The sequence below is a fragment of the Kitasatospora sp. NPDC058406 genome (assembly GCF_042722765.1).
GTDB lineage: Bacteria > Actinomycetota > Actinomycetes > Streptomycetales > Streptomycetaceae > Kitasatospora.
Genome location: NZ_JBHXKE010000133.1, coordinates 1 through 25,731, shown reverse-complemented (window position 1 = coordinate 25,731; position 25,731 = coordinate 1). Strand labels below are relative to the sequence as shown.

The window sequence follows — 25,731 nt, the reverse complement described above, 5'->3', positions numbered from 1 at the left end:
GGTCCGGGGAGATCCCGGGCCGGCCCCGCCGTCGTCGTCGGGGGCGGTGGTCACCAGGCGTCCCAGTGCGTGATCCGGTCGGTGGGCACGCGCGGGCCGGGGCGGAAGTCGGTGCCGACGGTGTGGGCGAGCGGGACGAGCGCGACCTGCGCCACCGTCTCGTAGGGGATGCCGAGCAGGTCGGCGGCCTCGCGCTCGTAGTGCAGGTGCGGGGTGGTCCAGGCGGTGCCGAGGCCGCGGGAGCGGGCGGCCAGCATGAACTGCCAGGTGGCGGGGAGGATCGAGCCCCAGGCGTTCGCCTGGCCGACGTGGGAGTCGAACTCGTGCCGGCCCTCGATCCGGACGCAGGGCACCACCAGGACCGGCACCTCGTGCAGACGGTCGAAGAGGTGCTGGGCGCTCTCGGCGAGGCGCAGCCGCCGGGCGGTGTCCTCGGTGGTGCGGTCCAGGCCGGTGCGGACGACGGGTCGGCGGGGGTTGACCAGGCCGAGCCGGTAGAGGTCGGCGAGGGCGGCCCGCCGGGCCGGATCGGTGACGATCACGAAGTCCCAGCGCTGGCGGTTGCGGCCGGTGGGGGCCTGGGTGGCGAGCGCGAGGCACTCCTCGACCAGTTCCCGGGCGACCGGGCGGGTGAGGTCGAGCCGCTTGCGGACGGCGCGGGTGGTGGTGAGGAGCTGTTCAGCGGTCAGGTCGGGATACGGCACGGCCGTGGCCTCCGGTCGGGATGGGCCGACCGGCCGCGCGGGGCGGGGTCTCAGTCGGCCGGCGGGACGTCGAGGAGCTTGCGGGTGAGGCGGACCAGGGTCGCCCGCTCGTCCGGGGTGAGGGCGGCGAAGGCGTGGTCCAGGACGGGGGCCATGGCGCGCTCGGCGTCGGCCAGGGCGGCGGCCCCGTCGGGGGTCGGGGTGACGGCGTAGGCGCGGCGGTCCCGGGGGTGGCGCTCGCGGCGGACCAGGCCGGCGTCCTCCAGGGCGTCCACGCAGCCGACCATCACGCTGCGGTCGATCCGCAGTTGCTCGCTGAGCTCCTGCTGGGAGCAGCTGCCGACGGCGTCGAGCATCTTGAGCACCAGGTGCTGGGCCACCGTCAGCGGGTTTCCGGAGAGCTGCTCGTCGATGGTCCGGGCGACCACGGTGGTGGCGCGGCAGAGGGCGACGTCGGGGCGGTCCTGGGTGAGCGCGGCGAAGTACCGCCGACGCTCGCCGCCGTCGTCCGCCCGGCTCGGGGACGCGAGGCGGGCGGTCCGGGGGGCGCTGGCCATCGGGACTCCTTCGGTGGTGGACGGCCAGCATAACGCTCCTGAGAGATTGTTTGACGGTAGATGATTTCCGCTGCTACTTTCCGATCGTACGTGATTGAACATCAGATTGTTGTCCACAAGACTAATTTGGGGGTCGGGATGGCCGGGGGCGACGACGCGGGCACGGTGGCGGGCGGCGGCGACGGGGGAGGCGCGGCAGCCGGCCGCGACGGGGCGACGGCCCTGGTGACCGGCGCGAGGCGGAGGGAGGAGTGGCTCGACCCCGAGGACGCACGGCTCGGCTGGGACGGTGTCTGCGGCTTCGAACGGGTCGGCGGCACCGTCCTGCCGCTGCGGATCCCGCAGGAGCGGATCGCCACCGCCCTCTCGGACAACTTCGCGCGGCTCGCCCGGATCCCGGCCGGCGTCCGGTTCGCCGTCCGCACCGACGCCACCGAACTGCTGCTGGACCTCGACGCCGAGCCCGGCGCCGCGCCGGTGGACGTCCTGGCCGACGGCGTACTCCTCCACCGGCGCCACCTCGACCCCGGGCGCCGCCGCCTCGACCTGGCACTGCCGGGCGGCCCGACGGAGGTGGAGGTCTGGCTGCCGCACCTGTCCCGCACCCGGCTCGCCGCGGTCGGCCTCCGCGGCCACCGGCTGCTGGCCCCCGTCGGGCGCACCGGCCCGCGCTGGATCGCCTACGGCAGCTCCCTCACCCACGCCATGTTCCCCGAGGGGCCGTCCGCGAGCTGGACCGCGCTGCTCGCCCGCCGCCACGGCTGGCGGCTGCGCAACCTCGGGTTCGCCGGCGAGGCCTACCTGGACCCGCTGGTCGCCCGGGTGATCCGCGACACCCCCGCCGACCTGGTCACCCTGGAGATCGGCACCAACGCCTACATCCGCTCCGTCTTCACCGCCCGCAGCTGGGGCCCCGCCGTCTGCGGCTTCGTCGAGACGATCCGGGACGGGCACCCGGACACGCCGATCGCCGTGATCGCCGCGCTCCCCTCGGTGGAGCGCGAGCGGGTGGTCAACGCGGCCGGGCTGACCCTGGCCGACGTCCGCGACCTGACCGCTGCGGCCGTCCGGGTGCTCCAGCGGCTGGGCGACCGCCGGCTGCACCTGGTGGACGGCCGGGACGTGCTGCCGGTCGCCGAGGCGGACGGCCTGTACGCGGACGGCCTGCACCCGACACCGCAGGGGGAGCACCGGCTGGCCGGCCTGGTCGACCCCCACCTGCGGCCGCTGGTCGGCGGGTTCCGACCGGCCCCGACCGGACCTGGCCGACTCCGACCGGCATCGACGGGCCAGTGATCGGCCGGGCCCGCGATCAGACCGGTACGGGCCGGCCCGATCCGCGATCGGACCAGCCCGCGATCAGACCGGTACGGGCCGGCCCGACCCGCGATCGGACCGGTTCGCGATCAGACCGGCAGCAGCAGGTCCGCGGCGGCCAGCGCCGCCCGGGCCTGGTGGGAGACCTGGGCGTCGACCGGCACCCAGCGGGTGCCCAGCCGGTGCAGCCCGTCCAGGCTCGCCGCCACGATCGCCCGGGCCCGCGCCCTGGCCGCGTCGGCCGCCGGGCCCCCGGAGTCCGCCAGCAGCCGCAGCAGCATCGAGGCGACCCGCAGCGGCAGCCGCGCCGCGACGATCCGGGCGGTCGTCACCCGGGACACCGACAGCGGCGCCACCGACCACTCGGTGCGCCACTCCTCCAGCAGCAGCGGGCAGACCTCCAGGTTGAACTCGATCGAGCGCAGCAGCGGCCCGTACGCCACCCCGGCGTGCGGCGGCACCTGCGGCAGCATCCCGACCAGCTCCTCGACCCGGTCGCCCAGCGTCCGGGCGGCGGCCCCCACGGCGGCGCGCGCGTCCGGGTACGGACGGGAGTCGCCGACCGCGTCGATCGCCCACATCGGCACCTCCAGCACGGCCGTAACCCCGCCGTACCGGCCCGCGTACGACCAGGTCGACAGCTCCGGACGGTCCGGCAGCGCCTGCGAACCGCCGCCCGGCGCCGGCATCACGTACGCCCCCGGGGCCGGGCTGTCCCAGCCGACCGCGTCGTAGGAGTCGACGTCCAGCGGGATGCCGGCCCGCGCCACCGACCGTGCGAACCCCTCCGCCAGGCCCGGCAGCGGCCGGGTGAGCTGCACGAACGCGCCACCGAAGTCCACACCGTGCAGCGAACACTGCAGCACCGGGCGCAGCTCGTCGATCAGGCCGGTCAGCGCCCGGCTCTCCGGCATCGGCGGCCGGTCGCCGTCCGGGGCCGGCGGCAGCTCGGGCTGCTCGTCGAACGCCGGCCGGAAGAAGTGCTCGTAGTGCCGGGCCGGGGTGAGCGGGCCGTGCAGCCAGCCCTCGTTGAGCGCGGCGCCGTCCGGGTCCAGGCAGAGCAGCACGTGCCAGCCGACCCCCGGGCGGGGCGGCAGCTCCAGCACCCGCTCGGCCAGCCGGACCGCGGCGGCCATGCCCACCGGCTCGTTCGGGTGCGGGCCGCCGACCGCCAGGACGGTGTGCTCCCCGTCGTCGACGGAGAGCAGCACCAGCGGCCGGCCGGCCCGGGAGCGGCCCACCTCGCGGACGCGACAGCGGTCGGGGTGGCGGCGGGCCAGCCGCTGGGCGGCCGCGACCGCGCGGGCGACCGTCGGGTAACTCTCGATGTCCTGGCGCGGCGGTCCGATCCGGCGTACCCGTGGGCCCGTGTCGGTCATGGCTCTCCTGTCCTCGGGCACGCCCGTGTGCGGGCGGCGCTGTGGCCTGTCCTCGGGGGCTGTCCTCGGGGTCGTCTCGACGGGGGAATGCGGTGGGAAATGCGGTGGGGGCCTGTGGTGGGGGAATACGAGGGGGCACTGCGGGGGCCGACCGGTGAAGGCCGATCCGTGGGGGCTGTTCGGCGAAGGCTGTACGACGGAGACCGGTCGGTGAGGGCCGGTCGGTGAGACCCGTCTGCGGGACATACCCCGGTGGGGCGTCCGGATACCGCGCGTGGACGGGGCACCTGCGCCGGGGCCTGCACCGGGCCGCCCGCGGGGTCAGCCGCCCGCGGCTCCGGGCGGGAGGACCACGGTCCCGGGCAGGAGGCCGGGGCCGGTTGCCTTGTGCATGGTCAACTCCCTTGCCTCGACGGCGTGCAGGACCCTCCGACAGAGCCTTGCCAGTAGCGCACGCGCCCTTCGAACGTGTCAACCACCGTCGACGCCGCGCCGTAGGGCGCCGTTCACCCGCCGGAGCGGCCCCGGCCGCCCGGGAGCGCGGCACGGGCCGGCCGGGATGAGCCTGCCGCGATTCGGCTACCCTTGAGGGTCACCCCTCCCAGCCGTCGCCCATCGGTGAGCACGGCGGCCATCAAACGTCGTAAGGGTTCCTAGTACATGACTGTCGAATCGGTCTTCCCACGCCTGGAGGCCCTCCTCCCGCACGTCCAGAAGCCGATCCAGTACGTCGGCGGCGAGCTCAACTCGACCGTCAAGGACTGGGACGCCTGCGACGTCCACTGGGCGCTGATGTACCCCGACGCCTACGAGGTCGGCCTGCCCAACCAGGGCGTCATGATCCTCTACGAGGTGCTCAACGAGCAGGAGGGTGTGCTGGCCGAGCGCACCTACAGCGTCTGGCCGGACCTGGAGGCGTTGATGCGCGAGCACCGCGTCCCCCAGTTCACCGTCGACGCCCACCGGCCGGTGCGCGCCTTCGACGTGTTCGGGCTCTCCTTCTCCACCGAGCTCGGCTACACCAACATGCTCACGGCCCTCGACCTGGCCGGCATCCCGCTGAACGCCCGGGACCGGACCGACGAGGACCCGATCGTGCTGGCCGGCGGCCACGCCGCGTTCAACCCCGAGCCGATCGCGGACTTCATCGACTGCGCCGTGATCGGCGACGGCGAGCAGGCCGTGCTCGACATCACCCGGATCGTCCGGGCCTGGAAGGAGGAGGGCCGCCCCGGCGGTCGCGAGGAGCTGCTGCTGCGCCTCGCGCGCACCGGCGGGGTGTACGTGCCCGCCTTCTACGACGTCGAGTACCTGCCCGACGGCCGGATCGGCCGCGTCGTGCCGAACGCCCCCGGCGTTCCGTGGCGGGTCTCCAAGCACACCGTCATGGACCTCGACGAGTGGCCCTACCCCAAGCAGCCGCTCGTCCCGCTCGCCGAGACCGTGCACGAGCGGATGTCCGTCGAGATCTTCCGCGGCTGTACCCGCGGCTGCCGTTTCTGTCAGGCCGGCATGATCACGCGCCCCGTGCGGGAGCGAAGCATCACCGGCATCGGCGAGATGGTGGAACGCGGGCTCAAGGCCACCGGCTTCGAGGAGGTCGGCCTCCTGTCGCTCTCCTCCGCCGACCACACCGAGATCGGCGACATCGCCAGGGGCCTCGCGGACCGCTACACCGAGGACAAGATCGGCCTGTCGCTGCCGTCCACCCGCGTCGACGCCTTCAACATCGACCTCGCCAACGAGCTGAGCCGCAACGGCCGCCGCTCCGGGCTCACCTTCGCCCCCGAGGGTGGCAGTGAGCGCATGCGCAAGGTGATCAACAAGATGGTGTCGGAGGAGGACCTCATCCGCACCGTCGCCACCGCCTACGGCAACGGCTGGCGCCAGGTGAAGCTGTACTTCATGTGCGGCCTGCCCACCGAGACCGACGACGACGTGCTCCAGATCGGTGAGATGGCGAAGAACGTCATCCAGAAGGGCCGCGAGGTCACCGGCCAGAACGACATCCGCTGCACCGTCTCCATCGGCGGGTTCGTGCCCAAGCCGCACACCCCGTTCCAGTGGGCCCCGCAGCTCTCCGCCGAGGCCACCGACGCCCGCCTGGCCAAGCTGCGCGACTCCATCCGCGGCGACCGCAAGTACGGCAAGAACATCGGCTACCGCTACCACGACGGCAAGCCCGGCATCGTCGAGGGCCTGCTCTCGCGCGGCGACCGCCGGATCGGCGCCGTCATCCGGGCGGTCTACGAGGACGGCGGCCGTTTCGACGGCTGGCGCGAGCACTTCTCGTACGACCGCTGGATGGCCTCCGCCGAGAAGGGCCTGGCCGGCACGGGCGTGGACGTCGACTGGTACACCACCCGTGAGCGCACCTACGAGGAGGTGCTGCCCTGGGACCACCTGGACAGCGGTCTCGACAAGGACTGGCTCTGGGAGGACTGGCAGGACGCCCTGGAGGAGGTCGAGGTGGACGACTGCCGCTGGACCCCCTGCTTCGACTGCGGCGTCTGCCCGCAGATGGACACGAGCATCCAGATCGGCCCCACCGGGAAGAAGCTCCTCCCGCTGAGCGTGGTCGGCAAGTAGCGGCACCCGGGACGCCCCCGCCGGACCTGTCCGGCGGGGGCGTCCCGTCGTCTCCGGACGCCGGACCGGACGCCCCTGAGCAGGAACGGAGCGAGGGGGTGGCGGGGACGCGTACCCTTTGGGGTGACAGAGTCCGGACAGTGGCGGGAAACCGCCGCCGCGACGGACGGGGACAACTGACTAAGGACTGAGCGACCTGGCACGCCGCACGCCCGACGGTCCGCCGCCCGCACCGACCGTGCAGCGGATCCGTCTCCGCTACACCAAGCGCGGCCGGCTCCGCTTCACCAGCCACCGCGACTTCCAACGCGCCTTCGAGCGCGCCCTGCGCCGGTCGGCCGTGCCGATGGCCTACTCGGCCGGCTTCACTCCGCACCCGAAGGTGTCGTACGCCAACGCCGCACCGACCGGTGTGGCCAGCGAGGCGGAGTACCTGGAGATCGGCCTCGCCGCACTGCGCGACCCCGAGGAGCTGCGCGCCCAACTGGACGAATCGCTCCCCGCGGGTCTGGACGTCATCGACGCCGTCGAGGTGCGGACGCCGAACTTCGTGGAGCGCCTGGAAGCCTCCGAGTGGCTGGTCCGTCTGGACGGTGTCACCCCGGAGGAGGCGGCCCGCGCGATCGCGGCGTTCCTGGCCGAGGAGCGGGTCGAGGTCGAACGCCTCACCAAGAACGGCGTGCGTGTCTTCGACGCGCGCGGCGCGGTGGCGGCGCTCGAAATCGCCTCGCCGCAGGTCGACGACGGTGCGGACACGGACGGCGAAGGGGGCCGCGATGTTCGGACCGGCCGTCCCTGTGCGATACTGCGCCTGGTAGTACGACAGGCCACACCCGCCGTACGACCCGACGACGTGTTGTCCGGTCTCCGTGTGACGGCCGACCTGGCGCCGCCGGTCCCCGCAGAGGTGACCAGGCTGGCGCAGGGGCCGCTAGACGAGGAGACCGGCACGGTGACCGACCCGTTGGCGCTCGACCGCGCCGCGGCCACGGCCGGCCCTCTGACGGCCGGCGAGCCGCGCGCAACCGCGTCCGCCTAGCGGGCGGAGGCCGGGTCCAGTTCACACTGGGCCCGCTGGTCCTCCAGGCCCCCGCTGCTCCCCAGGGGAGCGAGCGTCGTCGAAGCACAGGCCGGCCTCTTGTGGCCCTCCGACCCCGATGGTCGGTGGGCCCGAGGACCCCGTCCGGGAGCCACCCGGGGTTGGGGAACGGCGCAGCTTGGGAAAACCTCAGAAGACTGGTCAGACCAGAAGACTTTCGACACCCCGCGAGTGCGGGGCGCCGAGCGAGACTACGAGCCCCTGTGCGGCCTCGCGTCCGCGCGGCGGCACCGTGAAAGGGTCCGGCCCGAGCATCGTCATGATGCCGGCCGGCGCCACCGGTGCCCCGCCGTGCCAGGATGCGGAGCCCGGGGGCCTGACGGGAGATCCACCCGCATGCTCGATAACACCGATCCGCAGCAGTCCGCGGCGACGGAACAGAACGACACCACCGTGACCGGTGGCGACGGCGCGTCCGCCGCGCCGCCGCGTCGGCGCCGCCGCGCGGTGTCCCGCCCGGCCGGAACGCCGCAGGGCGCGGCCTCGGCGGTCGCCGAGACGGTCATCCCGGCCGATGCCGAGGTGAAGCCGGTCGAGACGCCGGCCGCCGCCGAGACGCCCGCCGCCGAACCGGCGGCCGAGAAGCCCGTGCGCGCCCGTCGGACCCGCAAGCGGGCCGAGGCGCCCGCCGGTGCGCCCGAGGCCACCTCGATCGTCGTCACCGCGCCGGACGCCGGTGCGACCGCCGTCCCGGCCGACACCGAGGCCCCGGCGGCCGAGAAGCCCGCCGGAAGGGCTGCGAAGGCCGACAACGCGAAGGCCGAGAAGGCCGCCGACCAGGCGCCCGCGGCCGAGAAGCCCGTGCGGGCCCGCAGGACCCGCAAGAAGGCCGAGGCCGCTCCGGTCGAGGCACCGGCGGTCGAGGAGCAGCCCGCCGCCGAGCAGCCGGCCGTCGCCGAGGTGGCGCCGGTCGAGGCCGCTCCGGTGGAGGAGGCGCCCGCCGCGCCGGCCCGCCGTCCCCGCCGCCGCCGTGTGGTCGAGGCGGCCCCGGTCGTCGAGACCCCGGTCGAGCCGGCCGTCGAGGAGCCGGTGGCCGAGGAGGAGCCGGCCGCCGAGGTGAAGCCCGCCGTCGCGGAGCCCGTCGCCGCGGCGCCCGCACCGGTCGCCGAGCCCGAGCCGGTCACCGGCCGGGTGCGCCGCCGCGCGGTCCGCCCGTCCACCGCGATCTTCCAGGCCCCGGTCTTCCAGGAGCCGGCCCCCTACGTCGCCCCGCCCGCGGCACCCGCGGCGCAGCCCGCCGCGGCGGCTGCCCCGGTCGAGGCCCCGGCCGTGCCGGAGGAGCGTGGCGAGGAGGACGAGTTCGAGTACAGCGGCGTCGGCCGCCGTCGTCGCACCCGCACCCAGGTCCGCGTGCAGTCCTCGGGCCGGCAGCGCAGGGCCGCCGCGGAGAAGCCGCCCGTCGAGCGTCCGGCCGCCGTCGAGCGTCCCGCGCCCGTCGTCGAGCGTCCGGCCGCCGTCGAGCGTCCCGCGCCCGTCGTCGTCGCCGAGCCGGTCGAGACGCCCGTGGTCGAGGCCCCCGCCACCGGCCCCGAGGCCGAGGCCGAGGACGAGTGGGAGGACGGTCGCCCGTCGCGCCGCCGCCGCCGGGGTGGCCGTCGCCGCCGCCGCGGTGAGGCCGAGGAGACCGAGGCCGAGGCCCCGGAGACCGTGCACCCCGCCGACGCTGCGCTCGCCGCCGCCGAGGACGAGGAGGACGACGAGGACGACCTGGCCTCCGGCCTGTCCTCCTCCCGGCGTCGCCGTCGCCGTCGCCGCCGCAGCGGTGAGTCCGGTGCCGTCGAGGCCGCCGAGACCACCGAGGACGGCGTCCGCACGGTGGTGAAGGTGCGCGAGCCGCGCCGCCGCTCCACCGAGCCGTCGTTCGACCCGGACGAGGTGCAGTCCATCAAGGGCTCCACCCGCCTGGAGGCCAAGAAGCAGCGCCGCCGCGAGGGCCGCGAGCTGGGCCGCCGTCGGGTGCCGATCATCACCGAGGCCGAGTTCCTGGCCCGCCGCGAGTCGGTCGAGCGCGTCATGGTGGTGCGCCAGAACGGCCAGCGGACCCAGATCGGCGTCCTTGAGGACGGCGTGCTGGTCGAGCACTACGTCAACAAGGAGCAGGCCACCTCGTACGTCGGCAACGTCTACCTGGGCAAGGTCCAGAACGTGCTGCCGTCGATGGAGGCCGCCTTCGTCGACATCGGCAAGGGCCGCAACGCGGTCCTGTACGCCGGTGAGGTCAACTTCGGCGCGCTGGGCGGCCACGGCGGCCCGCGCCGGATCGAGTCGGTGCTGAAGTCCGGCCAGTCCGTGCTGGTCCAGGTCTCCAAGGACCCGATCGGCCACAAGGGCGCCCGCCTGACCAGCCAGATCTCGCTCCCCGGCCGCTACCTGGTGTACGTGCCCGAGGGCTCGATGACCGGCATCTCCCGCAAGCTGCCGGAGAACGAGCGCGCCCGTCTGAAGCAGATCCTCAAGAAGATCGTCCCGGACGACGCGGGCGTCATCGTGCGCACCGCCGCCGAGGGCGCCTCCGAGGAGGAGCTGACCCGCGACGTCCAGCGGCTGCAGCAGCAGTGGGAGGACATCCAGAAGCGGGCCACCAGCGGGAACGCCCCGGCGCTGCTGTACGGCGAGCCGGACATGACCGTCCGGGTCGTCCGCGACATCTTCAACGAGGACTTCACCAAGGTCATCGTCTCCGGCACCGAGGCGTGGAACACCATCCACGACTACGTCTCCAACGTGGCGCCGGACCTCGCCGGGCGGCTCCAGCGGTGGACCTCCGAGGTGGACGTCTTCGCCACCTACCGGATCGACGAGCAGCTGATGAAGGCGCTGGACCGCAAGGTCTGGCTGCCCAGCGGCGGTTCGCTGGTGATCGACCGCACCGAAGCGATGATCGTCATCGACGTCAACACGGGGAAGTTCGTCGGCCAGGGCGGCAACCTGGAGGAGACGGTCACCCGGAACAACATCGAGGCGGCCGAGGAGATCGTGCGCCAGCTGCGGCTGCGCGACCTCGGCGGCATCATCGTGATCGACTTCATCGACATGGTCCTGGAGTCCAACCGGGACCTCGTGCTGCGCCGCCTGCTGGAGTGCCTGGGCCGGGACCGGACCAAGCACCAGGTGGCCGAGGTCACCTCGCTGGGCCTGGTGCAGATGACCCGCAAGCGGGTCGGCCAGGGCCTGCTGGAGTCCTTCTCCGAGCCGTGCGTCCACTGCAACGGCCGCGGCGTGATCGTCCACATGGAGCAGCCGAGCTCCCACGTCCACGGCAACGGCGGCGGCGCGCTCGCCGTCGAGGCCGGCGCGGGTGGCGGCAAGCGCCGTCGCCGGGGCAAGGGCGGTGCGGCCCACGAGGAGCCGCAGGCCGTCGAGGCCCTGGAGATCGAGGAGACCGAGGAGACCCTGGAGGCGGCCGAGGACTTCGACGCGCCGGTGCACGAGGAGATCGAGGGACAGCTGGCGATCGAGGTGCCGGGGACCGAGGTCCCCGCCGCCGAGCCGGTGGCCGTCGAGACCGTCGAGACCGTCGTCGAGGCCCCGCAGGCCGTCGAGACGGCTCCCGCCGCTGCGCCGGCCGGTCGTACCCGCCGCCGTGCCGTGCGCAAGGCCACGGCCCCCGCCGGGGCCCCGGGCGGTGCGGAGATCGTCGTCCTGCAGGCCAAGGCCGAGGCGGCGCTGCAGTCGGCCTTCGCGGCCGCCGAGAAGCCCGCCGAGGAGGCCCCGGCCGAGCCGGTCGCCGAGCCGGCCGAGCCTGTCGCCGTCGAGCCTGTCGCCGTCGAGCCGGCCGCCACGGAGGAGGCCGCCGAGGCGGTCGCCGACGGGACGGACGCGGACACGGAGGCCGTGACCGAGGAGCCCGCCGAGGAGGCGCCGGCACCGAAGAAGCGGGCCGCCCGCAAGACCGCCGCCAAGAAGACCGCCGTCGCCAAGAAGACGACGACGGCGGCCAAGAAGACCACCGCCCGCAAGACCGCCACCAAGCGGACCAGCGCGGCGGCCAAGAAGGCGGCGGCCGCCGAGGGTGATACGGCGGCCGAGTAGTGCCCGGCCCGGGGCGGACCCAGTCCGCCCCGGGCCCGTACGTGCCGGTTTGCTCCCGAGGCGGCCGGTCCGTATTCTTGACCATCGGCGTGTCTACGCCTTGCTCCCGAGCACATCACCTTCCGGGCCCTCGTCAGAGGTGTCGGGGAGAGGCCCCTGTGTCCGTACCCAGGCGGCTGGCATCAGGAGCTCCGACCGAGTTAGGAAAGTAGGTACCGCATGTACGCGATCGTTCGCGCAGGCGGCCGCCAGCACAAGGTCGCCGTCGGCGACGTGCTGGAGATCGACCGTATCGAGGCCAAGTCGGGTGACTCGGTGGAGCTCTCCACCATCCTGATCGTCGACGGTGACGCTGTCACCTCCGACCCGTGGGTGCTGGCCGGTGTGAAGGCTCACGCCGAGGTGGTCGACCAGACCAAGGGCGACAAGATCGTCATCCTGCGCTACAAGAACAAGACCGGTTACCGTCGCCGCCAGGGTCACCGCCAGCAGCACACCGCTGTGCGGATCACGAGCATCGACTCCGTCAGCAAGTAAGGGGATAGCGAGATGGCACACAAGAAGGGCGCAAGCTCTACCCGTAACGGCCGTGACTCGAACGCCCAGCGCCTCGGCGTCAAGCGCTTCGGCGGCCAGGTCGTCTCGGCCGGCGAGATCCTCGTCCGCCAGCGCGGCACCCACTTCCACCCGGGTGCCGGTGTCGGCCGCGGTGGCGACGACACCCTGTTCGCGCTGACCGCCGGTGCTGTGCAGTTCGGCACCCGCCGCGGCCGCAAGGTCGTCAACATCGTGGCCACCGAGGCCTGAGTCACACCAGACTCACAATGAGGGGTGGGCCGGAATGATCCGGTCCACCCTTCGTGCTTTACCGCAGGTAGCGACATCGCACCGCACACTCTTCGTACTGGAGGCACACCCCATGACCACCTTCGTGGACCGCGTCGAGCTCCACGTCGCCGCGGGTAACGGGGGCCACGGCTGCGCCTCCGTACACCGGGAGAAGTTCAAGCCGCTCGGCGGCCCGGACGGCGGAAACGGCGGCGAGGGCGGCAGCGTCATCCTCACCGTCGACGCGCAGGTGACCACCCTGCTGGAGTACCACCACTCGCCCAAGCGCAAGGCGACCAACGGCAAGCCCGGCGCCGGCGGCCACCGCACCGGCGCCGACGGCCACGACCTCGTGCTGTCGGTCCCGGACGGCACCGTCGTGCTCGACCGGCAGGGCAACGTGCTCGCCGACCTGGTCGGCCACGGCACCAGCTTCGTCGCCGCCCAGGGCGGCCGCGGCGGCCTCGGCAACGCGGCGCTCGCGTCGTCCCGCCGCAAGGCGCCCGGCTTCGCGCTGCTCGGCGAGCCCGGTGACGCCCGTGACATCGTCATGGAGCTCAAGTCCGTCGCCGACGTGGCCCTGGTCGGCTACCCGAGCGCCGGCAAGTCCTCGCTGATCTCGGTGCTCTCCGCCGCCAAGCCGAAGATCGCGGACTACCCGTTCACCACCCTGATCCCCAACCTCGGCGTGGTCACCGCCGGCGACACGGTCTACACCATCGCCGACGTGCCCGGCCTGATCCCCGGCGCCAGCCAGGGCAGGGGCCTCGGCCTGGAGTTCCTGCGGCACGTCGAGCGCTGTTCGGTGCTCGTGCACGTGCTCGACTGCGCCACCCTGGAGCCCGGCCGCGACCCGGTGAGCGACCTGGAGACCATCGAGGCCGAGCTCGCCGAGTACGGCGGGCTGGAGGACCGGCCGCGCCTGGTCGCGCTCAACAAGATCGACGTGCCGGACGGCCAGGACATCGCCGACCTCACCCGCACCTCGCTGGAGGAGCTCGGCTACCGCGTCTTCGAGGTCTCCGCGGCCTCCCGCAAGGGCCTGCGCGAGCTGAGCTTCGCCGTGGCGCAGATCGTCACCGAGGCCCGCGCCGCCAAGCCGCTGGAGGAGTCCACCCGGATTGTGCTCCGGCCGACCGCCGTCGACGACGCCGGCTTCACGATCACCGAGGAGGACGGCGCCTTCCGCATCCGCGGCGTCAAGCCGGAGCGCTGGGTCCGCCAGACGGACTTCTCCAACGACGAGGCCGTCGGCTACCTGGCCGACCGGCTGGCCCGCCTCGGCGTCGAGGAGAAGCTCTGGAAGGTCGGCGCCCACGAGGGCGACACCGTCATCATCGGCGCGGAGGACAACGCCGTCGTCTTCGACTGGGAGCCGACCATGGCCGCCGGCGCCGAGATGCTCGGCCGCCGCGGTGAGGACCACCGCATGGACAGCCCGCGTCCCGCGGTCGACCGCCGTCGTGACAAGCAGAAGAACCGGGACGCCGCCGAGGCGGAGTTCCTGGCCTTCGAGGCGCTCTCCAGCGGCCGTCCGGCCGCCCTGGAAGGCGACGACGAGGAAGAGTAGCCGGTACCGGCCCGTACGGCCCCTGTCTCCCGAACGGGAGGCGGGGGCCTGCTCGTTGACGGAGGGTCGGCGCAAGGCGCGGCCTCCGGGCCGCCGTCCGGATCGCCGTCCGGTTCGCTGTCCGGCGGCTGGAACGTGCGGCGGACGGTCCGTACCGATCGCGTAGATTGCGGGGGTGGCGGCCGGGCCCGGCCCCGCCGTAGCGCACCACACCGGAAGGGCGAACAGCGAGATGAGCGAGGACTCCCTGCGGACGGAGGTGCTGACCGCACGCCGGATCGTCGTCAAGGTCGGCTCCTCCTCACTCACCACGGCGGCCGGGGGCCTGGACGCCGACCGCGTCGACGCCCTCGTCGACGCCCTCGCCAAGGTGCGCGCCCGCGCCGACGCCCCCGAGGTGGTCCTCGTCTCCTCCGGGGCGATCGCCGCCGGCCTCGCCCCGCTCGGACTGGAGCGGCGCCCCAAGGACCTCGCCCGCCAGCAGGCCGCCGCCAGCGTCGGCCAGGGCCTGCTGGTCGCCCGCTACACCGCCTCCTTCGCCCGCTACGGCCTCCGGGTCGGCCAGGTGCTGCTCACCGCCGAGGACGCGAGCCGCCGCGTCCACTACCGCAACGCCTACCGGACCCTCGACCAGCTGTTGGCGATGGGCGCGATGCCGATCGTCAACGAGAACGACACCGTCGCCACCGCCGAAATCAAGTTCGGTGACAACGACCGGCTGGCCGCGCTGGTCGCCCACCTGGTCCGGGCCGACCTGCTCGTCCTCCTCTCCGACGTGGACGGCCTCTACGACGGCGATCCCAGCCGCCCCGGCACCAGCCGGATCGCCGAGGTGTCCGGACCGCACGATCTGGACGGCATCGAGATCGGCAGCGCGGGCAAGGCGGGCGTCGGCACCGGCGGCATGGTCACCAAGGTCGAGGCGGCCCGGATCGCCACCGGCGCCGGCATCCCCGTGGTGCTCACCGCGGCCAGCCACGCCGCCGACGCCCTGTCCGGCCGGCCCACCGGCACCCTCTTCCGGCGCACCGGCAGCCGCTCCTCCGACCGGATGCTCTGGCTGGCCCACGCCAGCAGCCCGCGCGGCGCCCTGCACCTCGACGCCGGAGCCGTCCGCGCCGTCGTCTCCGGCGGCGCCTCGCTGCTGCCCGCCGGGGTGGTCGGGGTGGACGGTGAGTTCGCCGCGGGCGATCCGGTGGACCTTCTTGCCGAAAACGGCCACATCGTGGCGCGCGGACTGGTCAACTTTGATGCGAGGGAGTTGCCCCGCCTGCTCGGCCGGTCCACCCGAGACCTGGCCCAGGAGTTCGGCGCCGCCTACGAGCGGGAGGTCGTCCACCGCGACGACCTGGTCGTCCTGCGCGGCTGACCGGCCGTGGGCCGGCCGGCGGAAGGCGGGCGGCTCCGCACGGGGAGCACGTCCGGCCGCGGGCGAGGAGGGGCGCAGCCGTACGCGTCGGGCCGGGGCCGGCGGGCACGACGACACGACATCGCCGAACAGGAGGCCGCCGGTGGAAAGCAGGCGCGAGGCAGCGCTGACCGGAGGGACGGCAGGCCGGCGGCTGACCAGCATCGACGGCGGCGGGGGCGACGCTCCCGCGGGTTCGTCCGGTCCGCCGTCCCAGGGGCCGGGCACGGTGCGCCCGCTCCGGCCGGACCGGCGTGACGAGACCGAGCCGCCCGTCGTGCCCGAGCAGGCCCGGCTCTGGCACGTGGTGCTGAGCGTCGCCGGGCAGGTCACCCCGCTCACCGCGCTGCGGGCCGGGCTGGAGCGGCTGGCGCACGACCACTCGTTCTTCCTGACCGCCCGCTACGCCGCCGACCACGCGGAGATCCGGTACTGGGAGCAGGCCCGGGACCTGCACGACGCGGCCGCGATCGCGCTGCGGCTCTGGGGCGAGCACAAGGTGACCGCCGGCCTGCCGCCGTGGGAGATCGTCGGCCTGGAGGTGGTGGACCGGGCGACCTACCACAAGCGGGTCGCCGAGGGGTTCGGCGGCGCGCAGCCGCACCTGGGCGGAGTCCACCCCTACTGACCGCCCCCGGCGGGACACCCCGGGGGCCGGGTCGGGCCGGGGGTGTCTCACCGGGCGAAATACCCGGCGGGCGGGGTCGGGGCAGTCGCTACCCTTGGCGCATGACCAGCGATCTCGCCACCGCCGACAGCCCCGTCCTCGCCGTAGCGCGCCGTGCCCGGGAGGCGGCCGCCGCGCTCGCCCCGCTGCCGCGCGGGGCGAAGGACTCCGCGCTGCAGGCCGTCGCGGACGCCCTGGTGGCCCGCGCGGCCGAGATCACCGCCGCCAACGCCGAGGACGTCGCCCGCGCCCGCGCGGCCGGCACCCCCGAGTCGGTGATCGACCGGCTGACCCTCACCGAGGAGCGGATCGCCGCGATCGCCTCCGACGTCCGCGACGTGGCCGGTCTGCCCGACCCGGTCGGCGAGGTGATCCGCGGCTACACCCTGCCCAACGGTCTGGACGTGCGCCAGGTCCGGGTGCCGCTCGGCGTGGTCGGCATCATCTACGAGGCCCGGCCGAACGTCACCGCGGACGCCGCCGCGCTCTGCCTGAAGTCCGGCAACGCGGTGCTGCTGCGCGGCTCGGCCTCCGCCTACCGTTCCAACAGCGCACTGGTCGCCGTCCTGCGCGACGCCGTCGCCGGGGCGGGGCTGCCCGCCGACGCCGTCCAGCTGGTGCCGGGCGAGAGCCGGGACTCCGTCCAGGAGCTGATGCGGGCCCGCGGCCTGGTCGACGTGCTGATCCCGCGCGGCGGTGCCTCGCTGATCCGCGCCGTCGTCGAGGGTTCGACCGTTCCGGTGATCGAGACCGGGACCGGCAACTGCCACGTCTACGTGGACGCGCAGACGGACCTCGCCATGGCCGTCGGCATCCTGCTCAACTCCAAGGCACAGCGCGTCAGCGTCTGCAACTCGGCGGAGACCCTGCTGGTCCACCAGGACGTCGCCGACGCCTTCCTGCCGCTCGCCCTCGCCGCGCTCGCCGAGGCCGGGGTCACCGTGCACGGTGACGACGCGGTCCTCAAGGCCGCCGAGGGCACGGCCGCCACGGTGCTGCCCGCCACCGACGAGGACTGGGAGACCGAGTACCTCTCCTACGACCTGGCCGCGGCCGTGGTGCCCTCGCTGGACGCCGCCGTCGCGCACATCCGCCGCTGGTCCTCCGGCCACACCGAGGCGATCGTCACCACCTCGCAGGCCGCCGCCCGCCGTTTCACCCAGCTGGTCGACTCGACCACGGTGGCCGTCAACGCCTCCACCCGGTTCACCGACGGCGGCGAGTTCGGCTTCGGGGCCGAGATCGGGATCTCCACCCAGAAGCTGCACGCCCGCGGCCCGATGGGGCTGCCCGAGCTGACCAGCACCAAGTACATCGTCACTGGTGACGGGCATGTGCGGGGCGAGGCGACGCAGACCGTGGGGGGCACGGCCGACGCCGTCTGACCGGCGTCCGGAGCGGTCTCCGGCCCGGGGCCCGGGCCGGAGACAGGCAGCGCCCGGGGGCCGGTCCGGGCAGGCCCGCGTCACACGGGTGATGGACCAACTGCGAGGAGCCACAGACAAATCGCCCTCCCGGTAATACGCTGAATCCGTGGCTGAGGATGTGGGGGGCTTGCCGTACCCCGACGGCGCCGACCACGGTGGTGCGGACGACGAGTTCGCCACCGTGGTCTTCGATGAGGCCTTCGTGCGGTCCGCCGCCGTGCACGAGCCGACGGCCAAGGAGCGGCAGCTCGCCGCTGCCGAGGCCCGGTTCGAGCCGGACGCGGCCGGTCCGGCCTGGGGCTACGAAGCCCCGGTCGGTGACGGGGTGCCGCTGGAGCTCCGCCCGTACCCGGGCGGACTCGACGACGATCACCGCTATCCCGATCCGTGGACCGGCCCGGGCCGCTCCACCCAGCGGCGTGCGCGCCGCTGGGGCCGGGTCGGCTTCGACCCGCTCGGCGCTCGGCGCGGCCGTTACGTCGCCCAGCAGCGCTGGCACCGGCCGGTGGCCTGGGTGCTCGCCGTGATCATGGGCGTGGGCCTGATCGCCATGGCGGTCGCCGCCGTCTACCAGGGTGTGGGCGGCCCCGGGGGCGCGCCCAGGCGGCCCGAGTCCGGGAACAGCAGCCCGGGGAACGACCCGGCGCCGCCCCCGGCTGAGCCGTCGCTGGTGGTCACGGCCCCGGCGGGCTGAGCCGCCGACCGGCGGGACGGCGGCCCGTTGCGCCCCGGGGCGGCTGCCACCGGTCACGGAGAGCTTCCGGTGTTCTGTGTCAGAGGCCTCGTGGCGGGGCGAGGGTGCGCCTTACCCTGGTGTCATGGGTGACCCGCGTGAGCCTCCGGAGGGTGCGCCCGACGGTGGTTCCGGAAACGACGACGAATACCGGTCCGTGGTCTTCGACGAGTCGTTCGTCCGCGCTGCCCGGATCCAGGAGCTGTCGGCGCGGGAACGGCTGGCCGGCGCGTACGGCAGGGCCACCCGGCCCAAGGTCCGCCTCGGGCCGCTGGGCACCGTGCCCCGCCAGGCGCTCGCCCTGCTGCTGGTGATCCTGCTGGCCTTCGGCGCCGCCGTCTACTTCGGAGTGAGCTCGCCGACGCGCCCCGCGGCCCGGCCCGAGGGAAGTCAACTGACCGTCAGCCTGGTGGCGTTGAGTCCGGCCTCGGCGGTCCGGGCGGTCGCCGACCCGGCCGACCCGTTCGCCGGACTGCCGCCCGGCTACGGCGACGGCGCGGTCGGGCTCGGGACGCCGGCCGGGGCCGCGACCGGGCACTTCTCCCGGATCGAGGTGACCAAGGCGCTCGACACCGTCCAGCGCTACCTGGTCGCCTCCTCGCTCGCGCCCGCCACGCTGGTGCAGGGCGCGACCGCCGACGTCCGGGCCTTCGTGACGCCGGGCGAGCAGGCGCAGTTCGACGCCAGCGTGGTCCAGCCGACCGACGACCGGCACCACGCGCTGACCGGCTGGCTGGTCCGGTTCGACCCGGCGCAGGTCGCGCTGGCCGCCGACACGGTGAAGGTCGCGGGCGCGATGCGGATCGACGAGGCGGACAACGGGACCCTGGAGATCGCCACCGACCACACCTTCGTCTACGCGCTGAAGGCGGCCGGTGCGCCGAGCGGCGCGCCGGTCACCCTGGAGACCGTGCGGCGACAGCTGAGCTTCGAGTTCGACCGGACCGACCTGGCGTCGGCGCGGCTGCGGCTGGTGGACTCGGTGCTGCAGGCCGGGCCCGCGCCGTGCGACGGCTCGCTGGCCGGCGCCGTCCAGCCGGTGCTGGCGACCGCGGACGCCGCCGCGCCGCCCACGCCGCCACCGGCCTCGCCGTCCACGGTGCCGCCGCCCGTCGATCCGGGCAACCACGCCCGGCCGGCGTGGCAGATGTGCGGGGTGCTCGCCGGGAGCTGAGGCGGGAGCCGTCGGGCCGGGGCAGCGGGACGGCCCCCGGCGGGTGCCGAGGGCCGTCCTGGTGTGCGGGGGAGCGGGTCAGCTGCCGTCGCGGGAACCGTCGCCGTTGCTGCCGTTCCCGTTCCCGTTGGCGCCGTTTCCGTTGCCGTTGCGGGTGGCGCCGGTGAAGGTGTCGCGCAGCTTGCCGCCGACGGTGGCCGCACCGCCCGCCACGTCGCGGATCAGGCCCATCAGCGGGTCCTTGCTCTCCTTCACCGTGGTCGTGTAGTGGTCGGCGGCGGCCTTCCACTGGTCGCCGACCGAGGTCTCGGAGTCGTCGGTGCGGCGCGGGTAGGCGCCGGCCAGGATCGAGCGGTACTCGTCGCCCTCCGCCCACTTCTTCAGCTGCGCGACCCGGACCACCGCGAACGGGTGGCTCTGCGGCAGCACCTGGAGCAGCTTGAGCACGCCGTCGCGCAGGTCCCCGGCCTTCTCGTACTCCTCGGCCTGCTCCAGGAAGGCGTCAACGTTCATCTCGGCCAGGTTGTGGCCGCCGGCCAGCTTCATCAGGGCCCGCATGGACGCCTGGAGGTCCTGTCCGGCCAGCAGGCCGGCCCGGTCGCTGGAGAGCTCGGCCTTGCGGAACCACTCCTTGAGCGCGGTGATGATCGCCATGATCGCCAGATTGCCCAGCGGCACCCAGGCGATCCGGGCGGCGATGTTGGTGAGGATCAGCAGCATCGTCCGGTACACCGCGTGGCCGGACATCGCGTGACCGACCTCGTGGCCGATCACCGAGCGCAGCTCCTCCTCGTCCAGCAGCTCCACCAGGCCGCTGGTGACCACGATGATCGGCGTGTCGATGCCGATGCAGAACGCGTTGACCGCCGGGTCCTGGGTGACGTACAGGTCCGGGACCTTGTCCAGGTCGAGCACGTAGGCGGCGTCGCGGACCATGGCGTGCAGCTCGGGGAACTGGCGCTCCGAGGTCTTCACGGCGGTGGCCAGGAACATCAGGCGGATCGAGCGCTCGGAGACCAGACCGGCGAGCTTCCTCAGCACGTCGTCGAAGCCGGTCAGCTTGCGCAGCGCGACCAGCGCCGAGCGGTCCGCCGGATGCTCCCAGGCCCGGGTGGAGATCTCCGGGAACCGCTGGCGGCGACGGCTCGGGGTCTTCGCGGTCGTGTCGGTCATGTGTGAGTACCTCCTGGTCGACGGCGGCCCCGGCCGCTGGCCGGCCCCCGCTGCTCTTCGCCTACAACGACTGTCTCTGCAACGTCCGCGGTTGCGTACTCGTCCCCGCCGACACCCTACGTGCGCCCGGGCGGGCGCCCGTGGCGGGCCCGTGGCGGGCCCTGGGCGGGGCCCGGGGGCGTGCCCGGCGACGCGTTTCCGGGGCCGAGGGGGCGGTGGGCGGCGCCGGTGTGAGGCCGGTTTACCCTGAATGCCCGGGAGAGCCGAGCCAGACCTGGCCGCGGCACCGAGCAGTCCGAGGAGCCCGCAGATGTCCACCGAAGCCCTTGTCAGCCTGGCCGCCCCGATCTCCTCGGAGAACGGTCCCGGGATCTTCCTGCGGATCATCGTGGTGGCCTCGTTCGTCGGGGTCGGCCTGCTCGCCTGGCTCCTGCTCCGGGCCGGCCGCAACAACTGACCTGCCGCGGACCGGCGGTCGGCCGTGCATCGGCGCGGGGACGTCCGCGGGCGCGGGCTCACGGCGGTTCAGACGCGGTGGGCCGCCGAGCGGTTGCCGTGTAACCCCCCGTACGATGACGGACGGGCCCTCACCGGCCCGACGACACCTCCTGCCCGTCACCGAGCCGAGAAGGTCCGCCGACCATGAGCACTGCCGCCGCACTCCCCGTCCTGAACCTTCTCGCGAACGAGGGCGAGGGGGGTAACCACGACAGCCTCAACCCGTACCTGACGGGTGGCGCCGCCCTGTTCGTCCTCCTGCTGCTGCTCTTCGTGACCACCCGCTTCAACAAGGACCGCTAGGCCCGCAGGCAGGACCGCCGGGCGCTCGACCCGGCGGCCGACGGCCCGGGGGAGCGTCCGGCGGAGTAGCCGGCCGCTCCCGTACGTGTGCCCGGAGGGCCCGGCCCCCAGGCGTTCCCGCACCGTAACGGGCGTCGCGTAAGGTGTGGCGCCATGGGAGAGCAGACCGGGAATTCCGGCGGATCGGCGCCGGTGAAGAGGCGCCTCGGTGTGATGGGCGGCACCTTCGACCCGATCCACCACGGACACCTCGTCGCCGCCAGTGAGGTCGCCAGCGCGTTCCACCTGGACGAGGTGATCTTCGTCCCGACCGGACAGCCCTGGCAGAAGAGCGACCGCCACGTCACGCCCGCCGAGGACCGCTACCTGATGACGGTCATCGCCACCGCGGAGAACCCGCAGTTCTCGGTCAGCCGGATCGACATCGACCGCAAGGGACCGACCTACACCGTCGACACCCTGCGCGACCTGCGGGCGCTGCACCCCGACGCCGACCTGTTCTTCATCACCGGCGCCGACGCGCTCGCCCAGATCCTCTCCTGGCGGGACTCCGACGAGCTCTTCTCGCTCGCCCACTTCATCGGTTGCACCCGGCCGGGGCACACTCTGACGGACGCCGGGCTGCCGGTGGGCGGGGTCTCCCTGGTGGAGGTCCCGGCGCTGGCCATCTCTTCCACGGACTGCCGCAACCGGGTCGCCAAGGGCGAACCGGTCTGGTACCTCGTCCCGGACGGCGTGGTCCGCTACATCGACAAGCGTGCGCTCTACGCGCCGCACCGGACCTGATCCCGGAGGGGCCGACGGATGAGCGATCGCAGGGGACCGCAGGGGCAGCCGGGGCAGCCGGACGACTGGCCCGCCGGGCAGTACCAGCAGCAGTACCAGCAGGCCTACCAGCAGCAGGAGCCGCTGTACGAGCCGTACGAGCAGCCCGAGCAGCAGTACGACCAGTACGGCCGGCCGGTGCAGCCCGCGCAGCAGGCGTACCCGCAGCAGGACGACTGGTCCACCGGGCAGTACCCGCAGCAGTACCAGCAGGGCTACCCGCAGCAGGGCGGCTACGGCGGGCAGCAGCAGGAGCCGGCGTACGAGCCGTACGAGCAGCGTGAGCAGCAGCAGTACGACCAGTACGGGCAGCCGGTGCAGCCCGCGCCGCAGGCGTACCCGCAGCAGGGCGGCTACGGCTACCAGGACCCGTACCAGCAGCAGCAGGTCTACGACCCGTACCAGCAGCAGGCCCAGCAGCCGTACGCGACCGCGCAGATGCCGGTGGTGGCCGAGCCGGAGCAGACCGCGCCCGAGGCGCCCGCCGCCGTGCCCGCGCCCGCCCCGGTGACGCCGCGCCCCCGGCTGCCCCGGCCGACCGCCGCCGAGCCGGCCCCCGCCCGGCCCGAACCGCCGTCCGAGCAGGTCGGCGGCAGCCGCGCCGCCAAGGGCAAGGCCCCCAAGGGCGACTACCCGACGGGCGAGTTCACCTTCGTCGACGACGAGGAGGGGGAGGACTCCGAGGACGTCATCGACTGGCTGAAGTTCGCCGAGTCCCGCAGCGAGGTTCGCGCGGAACGCCGCCGCAAGCTGCGCAACCGGCTGGTCGGCGCCGGCGCGGCGCTGGCGCTCGTCGGCGCGGGCGTCGGCGGCTACCTCTGGTTCACCGGTGACAAGGAGAGCGCGGCCGTCGCCGCCGGACCGCGCCAGGTCAACGTGGTCCACCTGCGCGACCTGCAGGGCAAGGTGTCGAGCGCGCTGCTCGTCAACGACGCCGCGGGCAAGAAGGGCACCGTCCTGCTGCTCCCGGACACCCTGCGGCTGCCCGGCCCGGGCGACCCGCCGATCACCACCGTCGGCCAGGCCATGGACAGCCTCGGCGCCTCCGGAACCCGCGACGGCCTGGCCACCGTGCTCGGCGCCCCCGTCGCCGGCACCTGGCGGCTGGACACCCCGTACCTGGAACTGCTGGTCGCCCAGCTCGGCGGTGTCCGGGTGGACACCGACGCGGAGACCCGCGAGGGCGGCAGGCCGGACGGCAAGGTGCTCTCCGCCGCCGGGAAGAACACCCTGCTGAACGGGAAGGCGGCCGTCGCCTACGCCACCCTGCAGAACCAGGGCGAGAGCCGTGACGCCCAGCTGGCCCGGTTCGGCCAGGTGATGGACGCGGTGGTGCGCACCATGCCCGTCGAGTTCAAGGACGCCAAGGACGACGTCCACCGGATGAACGCGGTGCTCGACCCCTCGCTGCCCGAGGACGCCCTGGCCGGTGTGCTCACGCAGCTCGCCCAGCTGGCCAGGAACGGTCAGTTCGGCGCCACCGCACTGACCGTGAAGCCGGACGGCACGCTGGACGAGGCCACCGCCGGCAAGCAGGTCAAGGACGTGCTGGGCGGCACCGTCAAGGCGGCCACCTCCGCCGACGCGCCGGCCCGCGTCTCCGTCCAGGACGCCACCGGGAACGACCAGGCGGCCGCCGCCGCACAGGTCCAGGTGGTCAACGCCGGCCTCACCTTCGTCCCCGGCGGGGCCAGGACCGCGCCGCAGCCGGCCAGTGAGATCCGCTACACCGACGACGCCCGGCAGGCCGCCGCGAAGTCGCTGGCGACCAGCCTCGGCCTGCCGGAGACGGCCGTGAAGAAGGTCGCCGAGGCGCAGAACGCGGACCTGCTGGTCGTTCTCGGCAAGGACTACGCCCCGCCGAAGACGCAGTAGGCACCCGGCTCGCGTCGGGCGGCTCCGGAAAACGGTTCCGGGGCCGCCGGGGCGGCGTGAGATCCTGGAAGGCGATCCCGGCGCCCCGCGCTCCGGGGCGCCCCAAGCCTCCGAGCCGGAAGAACACCGTGACCGTCACTGACCACAGCCAGGAACTCATCAACGTCGCCGCCCAGGCGGCGGCCGACAAGCTGGCCCACAACATCATCGCGTTCGACGTCAGCGAGGTGCTGTCGATCACCGACGCCTTCCTGATCGCCTCGGCCAACAACGACCGCCAGGTCCGTTCCATCGCCGAGGAGATCGAGGACCAGCTGCGCGAGAAGCTGGACATCAAGCCGGTCCGCCGGGAGGGCGAGCGCGACGGCCGCTGGATCCTGCTCGACTACCTGGACATCGTGGTGCACGTCCAGCACTCCGAGGAGCGTTCCTTCTACTCGCTCGACCGGCTCTGGAAGGACTGCCCCGAGCTGCCCCTGCCGGAGGACGCCCTGGCCTCCCGCAACCGTCCCGACGCCCACACCGACGCGGTCGGCAACGCCGTCACCCCGGTCGAGCAGGCGCCCGCGGACGACTTCGGCGCCGAGGACTACAGCTGAGCCGGGACGCGCGGGGCCCGCGCATCGTCTTCTGGCGGCACGGCCAGACGTCCTGGAACCTCGAGTCGAGGTTCCAGGGCACCACGGACATCGAGCTGACCGGGCAGGGCGTGCTGCAGGCGCAGCGGGCCGCCCGGCTGCTCGCCGGCCTCCGCCCCGACCTGCTGATCTCCTCCGACCTCAAGCGGGCCCGGCGCACCGCCGAGGAGCTGGCCAAGGTCACCGGCCTCGACGTGCAGCACCACGAGGGGCTGCAGGAGACCTACGCGGGCTCCTGGCAGGGCCTCACCAACGCCGAGATCCGCGCCCGGTTCCCGGAGGAGTACGCGGCCTGGGCGCAGGGCGAGCCGGTCCGGCGCGGCGGCGGTGAACTCTCCACGGAGGTCGCCGACCGCTCGGTGCCGGTGGTGCTCGACGCGGCCGACAAGCTGCCCGAGAACGGCACCCTGGTCGTCGTCAGCCACGGCGGCACCATCCGCACCATGCTGGGGCGGATGCTCGGCCTGGAGCCGGAACTCTGGGAGTGCTTCGGCGGGCTGTCCAACTGCTGCTGGTCCGTGCTGGGCCGGGGCGCGCGCGGATGGCGACTGCTGGAGCACAACGCCGGCACGCTGCCGGAGCCGGTGATCGGCGACGACACCTGAGCGGTGCGCGGAGGGGGCGTGGAGTGGTCTACGGGGAGCGGATTTCGCAGTTCCGGGCCTGACCGGTTAGAGTCTTCCTCGTTCGCACGGAGGAAACGCAACCCGGTGAGGGAAGCGGGAAATCCGGTGAGTGCGGGGCTGTAGCTCAGTTGGTAGAGCGCTTGCATGGCATGCAAGAGGTCCGGGGTTCAATTCCCCGTAGCTCCACTCCGCACCTGCGGTCCGCGAGGGCCGTGCGTGTCGCGGGGCTGTAGCTCAGTTGGTAGAGCGCTTGCATGGCATGCAAGAGGTCCGGGGTTCAATTCCCCGTAGCTCCACAGACGGCAAGAA

22 protein-coding genes and 2 tRNA genes are annotated in these 25,731 nt (G+C 73.7%); 20 read left to right on the top strand and 4 right to left on the bottom strand.

The annotated features are described in order from the left end of the window. Positions 1 to 50: 50 nt before the first annotated feature. Together ACFWOG_RS24500 and ACFWOG_RS24495 are read right to left on the bottom strand one after the other, a co-directional pair. Positions 51 to 704 carry a nitroreductase family protein gene (locus ACFWOG_RS24500; RefSeq protein ID WP_329885136.1) on the bottom strand — a complete coding sequence of 218 codons (654 nt, stop codon included), beginning with the start codon at positions 702 to 704 and terminating at the stop codon, positions 51 to 53. Between the two features lie 50 nt (positions 705 to 754). Next, positions 755 to 1,261 (bottom strand): MarR family winged helix-turn-helix transcriptional regulator, encoded by a 507-nt coding sequence (locus ACFWOG_RS24495; protein ID WP_329951476.1) that lies wholly within the window; start codon positions 1,259 to 1,261, stop codon positions 755 to 757. 90 nt (positions 1,262 to 1,351) lie between these two features. Here ACFWOG_RS24495 and ACFWOG_RS24490 point away from each other — a divergent pair, with 90 nt between their 5' ends. Then, on the top strand, positions 1,352 to 2,557 hold the full coding sequence (locus ACFWOG_RS24490) for an SGNH/GDSL hydrolase family protein (RefSeq protein ID WP_380360987.1): 1,206 nt from the start codon (positions 1,352 to 1,354) through the stop codon (positions 2,555 to 2,557). Between the two features lie 110 nt (positions 2,558 to 2,667). Here the strand turns inward: ACFWOG_RS24490 and ACFWOG_RS24485 are convergent, their stop codons facing one another. Further along, positions 2,668 to 3,957 carry a M14 family zinc carboxypeptidase gene (locus ACFWOG_RS24485; RefSeq protein ID WP_329885139.1) on the bottom strand — a complete coding sequence of 430 codons (1,290 nt, stop codon included), beginning with the start codon at positions 3,955 to 3,957 and terminating at the stop codon, positions 2,668 to 2,670. Positions 3,958 to 4,617: 660 nt separating this feature from the next. Between ACFWOG_RS24485 and ACFWOG_RS24480 the strand changes: the two genes are divergently transcribed. The 11 genes from ACFWOG_RS24480 (at position 4,618) to ACFWOG_RS24430 (ending at position 19,484) form a co-directional block, all read left to right on the top strand. Further along, on the top strand, positions 4,618 to 6,546 hold the full coding sequence (locus tag ACFWOG_RS24480; protein ID WP_329885140.1) for a TIGR03960 family B12-binding radical SAM protein: 1,929 nt from the start codon (positions 4,618 to 4,620) through the stop codon (positions 6,544 to 6,546). 238 nt (positions 6,547 to 6,784) lie between these two features. Beyond that, on the top strand, positions 6,785 to 7,585 hold the full coding sequence (locus ACFWOG_RS24475; RefSeq protein WP_329951480.1) for a TIGR03936 family radical SAM-associated protein: 801 nt from the start codon (positions 6,785 to 6,787) through the stop codon (positions 7,583 to 7,585). 396 nt (positions 7,586 to 7,981) lie between these two features. Further along, complete coding sequence (locus tag ACFWOG_RS24470) at positions 7,982 to 11,677, top strand: ribonuclease E/G (protein WP_380360985.1); 3,696 nt, start codon at positions 7,982 to 7,984, stop codon at positions 11,675 to 11,677. Between the two features lie 219 nt (positions 11,678 to 11,896). Beyond that, complete coding sequence (rplU, locus tag ACFWOG_RS24465) at positions 11,897 to 12,214, top strand: 50S ribosomal protein L21 (protein ID WP_329885143.1); 318 nt, start codon at positions 11,897 to 11,899, stop codon at positions 12,212 to 12,214. A gap of 12 nt (positions 12,215 to 12,226) precedes the next feature. Further along, the gene (gene rpmA / locus ACFWOG_RS24460) at positions 12,227 to 12,484 is read left to right on the top strand and encodes a 50S ribosomal protein L27 (protein ID WP_209416555.1); all 258 of its coding nucleotides are present in this window, start codon (positions 12,227 to 12,229) and stop codon (positions 12,482 to 12,484) included. 112 nt (positions 12,485 to 12,596) lie between these two features. Continuing rightward, positions 12,597 to 14,075 (top strand): GTPase ObgE, encoded by a 1,479-nt coding sequence (gene obgE, locus ACFWOG_RS24455; protein ID WP_329951482.1) that lies wholly within the window; start codon positions 12,597 to 12,599, stop codon positions 14,073 to 14,075. A gap of 232 nt (positions 14,076 to 14,307) precedes the next feature. Then, positions 14,308 to 15,444, top strand: coding sequence for a glutamate 5-kinase (proB, locus tag ACFWOG_RS24450; protein WP_329885146.1), 1,137 nt, complete (start codon positions 14,308 to 14,310; stop codon positions 15,442 to 15,444). Between the two features lie 142 nt (positions 15,445 to 15,586). Next, positions 15,587 to 16,111, top strand: coding sequence for a hypothetical protein (locus ACFWOG_RS24445; protein ID WP_329885147.1), 525 nt, complete (start codon positions 15,587 to 15,589; stop codon positions 16,109 to 16,111). 101 nt (positions 16,112 to 16,212) lie between these two features. Next, a complete protein-coding gene (locus ACFWOG_RS24440) occupies positions 16,213 to 17,535 on the top strand; it encodes a glutamate-5-semialdehyde dehydrogenase (RefSeq protein ID WP_329951483.1) in 1,323 nt (440 codons plus the stop codon). A 148-nt stretch (positions 17,536 to 17,683) separates the two neighbouring features. Further along, positions 17,684 to 18,271 (top strand): hypothetical protein, encoded by a 588-nt coding sequence (locus ACFWOG_RS24435; protein ID WP_329951484.1) that lies wholly within the window; start codon positions 17,684 to 17,686, stop codon positions 18,269 to 18,271. A 124-nt stretch (positions 18,272 to 18,395) separates the two neighbouring features. Continuing rightward, positions 18,396 to 19,484 (top strand): hypothetical protein, encoded by a 1,089-nt coding sequence (locus ACFWOG_RS24430; protein ID WP_329951485.1) that lies wholly within the window; start codon positions 18,396 to 18,398, stop codon positions 19,482 to 19,484. Between the two features lie 78 nt (positions 19,485 to 19,562). Here the strand turns inward: ACFWOG_RS24430 and ACFWOG_RS24425 are convergent, their stop codons facing one another. Then, a complete protein-coding gene (locus ACFWOG_RS24425; RefSeq protein WP_329951486.1) occupies positions 19,563 to 20,657 on the bottom strand; it encodes a M48 family metallopeptidase in 1,095 nt (364 codons plus the stop codon). A 310-nt stretch (positions 20,658 to 20,967) separates the two neighbouring features. On the opposite strand from ACFWOG_RS24425, the gene ACFWOG_RS24420 reads away from it, so the two are divergent. From ACFWOG_RS24420 to ACFWOG_RS24385, 8 genes are all read left to right on the top strand, one after another. Continuing rightward, the gene (locus ACFWOG_RS24420; RefSeq protein WP_329885152.1) at positions 20,968 to 21,114 is read left to right on the top strand and encodes a hypothetical protein; all 147 of its coding nucleotides are present in this window, start codon (positions 20,968 to 20,970) and stop codon (positions 21,112 to 21,114) included. A 185-nt stretch (positions 21,115 to 21,299) separates the two neighbouring features. Then, complete coding sequence (locus ACFWOG_RS24415; protein ID WP_327676842.1) at positions 21,300 to 21,458, top strand: hypothetical protein; 159 nt, start codon at positions 21,300 to 21,302, stop codon at positions 21,456 to 21,458. Between the two features lie 153 nt (positions 21,459 to 21,611). Continuing rightward, positions 21,612 to 22,244 carry a nicotinate-nucleotide adenylyltransferase gene (gene nadD / locus ACFWOG_RS24410; protein ID WP_329885153.1) on the top strand — a complete coding sequence of 211 codons (633 nt, stop codon included), beginning with the start codon at positions 21,612 to 21,614 and terminating at the stop codon, positions 22,242 to 22,244. Positions 22,245 to 22,262: 18 nt separating this feature from the next. Then, complete coding sequence (locus ACFWOG_RS24405) at positions 22,263 to 24,158, top strand: LytR C-terminal domain-containing protein (protein ID WP_380360980.1); 1,896 nt, start codon at positions 22,263 to 22,265, stop codon at positions 24,156 to 24,158. Positions 24,159 to 24,286: 128 nt separating this feature from the next. Then, the gene (rsfS, locus tag ACFWOG_RS24400) at positions 24,287 to 24,757 is read left to right on the top strand and encodes a ribosome silencing factor (protein WP_380360978.1); all 471 of its coding nucleotides are present in this window, start codon (positions 24,287 to 24,289) and stop codon (positions 24,755 to 24,757) included. Beyond that, positions 24,754 to 25,401 (top strand): histidine phosphatase family protein, encoded by a 648-nt coding sequence (locus ACFWOG_RS24395; RefSeq protein WP_329885199.1) that lies wholly within the window; start codon positions 24,754 to 24,756, stop codon positions 25,399 to 25,401. The genes rsfS and ACFWOG_RS24395 overlap by 4 nt, the downstream gene beginning before the upstream one ends. Before the next feature lie 134 nt (positions 25,402 to 25,535). After that, a tRNA-Ala gene (locus ACFWOG_RS24390) sits at positions 25,536 to 25,608 on the top strand. 37 nt (positions 25,609 to 25,645) lie between these two features. Further along, positions 25,646 to 25,718 (top strand) — tRNA-Ala (locus tag ACFWOG_RS24385). The last annotated feature ends 13 nt before the right edge of the window (positions 25,719 to 25,731 follow it).

Bases quoted from the DNA above. Each gene is read 5' to 3' on its own strand.
- ACFWOG_RS24495 (WP_329951476.1), bottom strand. From the start codon at position 1,261: ATGGCCAGCGCCCCCCGGACCGCCCGCCTCGCGTCCCCGAGCCGGGCG.
- ACFWOG_RS24485 (WP_329885139.1), bottom strand. From the start codon at position 3,957: ATGACCGACACGGGCCCACGGGTACGCCGGATCGGACCGCCGCGCCAG.
- ACFWOG_RS24480 (WP_329885140.1), top strand. From the start codon at position 4,618: ATGACTGTCGAATCGGTCTTCCCACGCCTGGAGGCCCTCCTCCCGCAC.
- ACFWOG_RS24470 (WP_380360985.1), top strand. From the start codon at position 7,982: ATGCTCGATAACACCGATCCGCAGCAGTCCGCGGCGACGGAACAGAAC.
- rplU (WP_329885143.1), top strand. From the start codon at position 11,897: ATGTACGCGATCGTTCGCGCAGGCGGCCGCCAGCACAAGGTCGCCGTC.
- rpmA (WP_209416555.1), top strand. From the start codon at position 12,227: ATGGCACACAAGAAGGGCGCAAGCTCTACCCGTAACGGCCGTGACTCG.
- obgE (WP_329951482.1), top strand. From the start codon at position 12,597: ATGACCACCTTCGTGGACCGCGTCGAGCTCCACGTCGCCGCGGGTAAC.
- proB (WP_329885146.1), top strand. From the start codon at position 14,308: ATGAGCGAGGACTCCCTGCGGACGGAGGTGCTGACCGCACGCCGGATC.
- ACFWOG_RS24440 (WP_329951483.1), top strand. From the start codon at position 16,213: ATGACCAGCGATCTCGCCACCGCCGACAGCCCCGTCCTCGCCGTAGCG.
- ACFWOG_RS24430 (WP_329951485.1), top strand. From the start codon at position 18,396: ATGGGTGACCCGCGTGAGCCTCCGGAGGGTGCGCCCGACGGTGGTTCC.
- ACFWOG_RS24425 (WP_329951486.1), bottom strand. From the start codon at position 20,657: ATGACCGACACGACCGCGAAGACCCCGAGCCGTCGCCGCCAGCGGTTC.
- ACFWOG_RS24420 (WP_329885152.1), top strand. From the start codon at position 20,968: ATGTCCACCGAAGCCCTTGTCAGCCTGGCCGCCCCGATCTCCTCGGAG.
- ACFWOG_RS24415 (WP_327676842.1), top strand. From the start codon at position 21,300: ATGAGCACTGCCGCCGCACTCCCCGTCCTGAACCTTCTCGCGAACGAG.
- nadD (WP_329885153.1), top strand. From the start codon at position 21,612: ATGGGAGAGCAGACCGGGAATTCCGGCGGATCGGCGCCGGTGAAGAGG.
- ACFWOG_RS24405 (WP_380360980.1), top strand. From the start codon at position 22,263: ATGAGCGATCGCAGGGGACCGCAGGGGCAGCCGGGGCAGCCGGACGAC.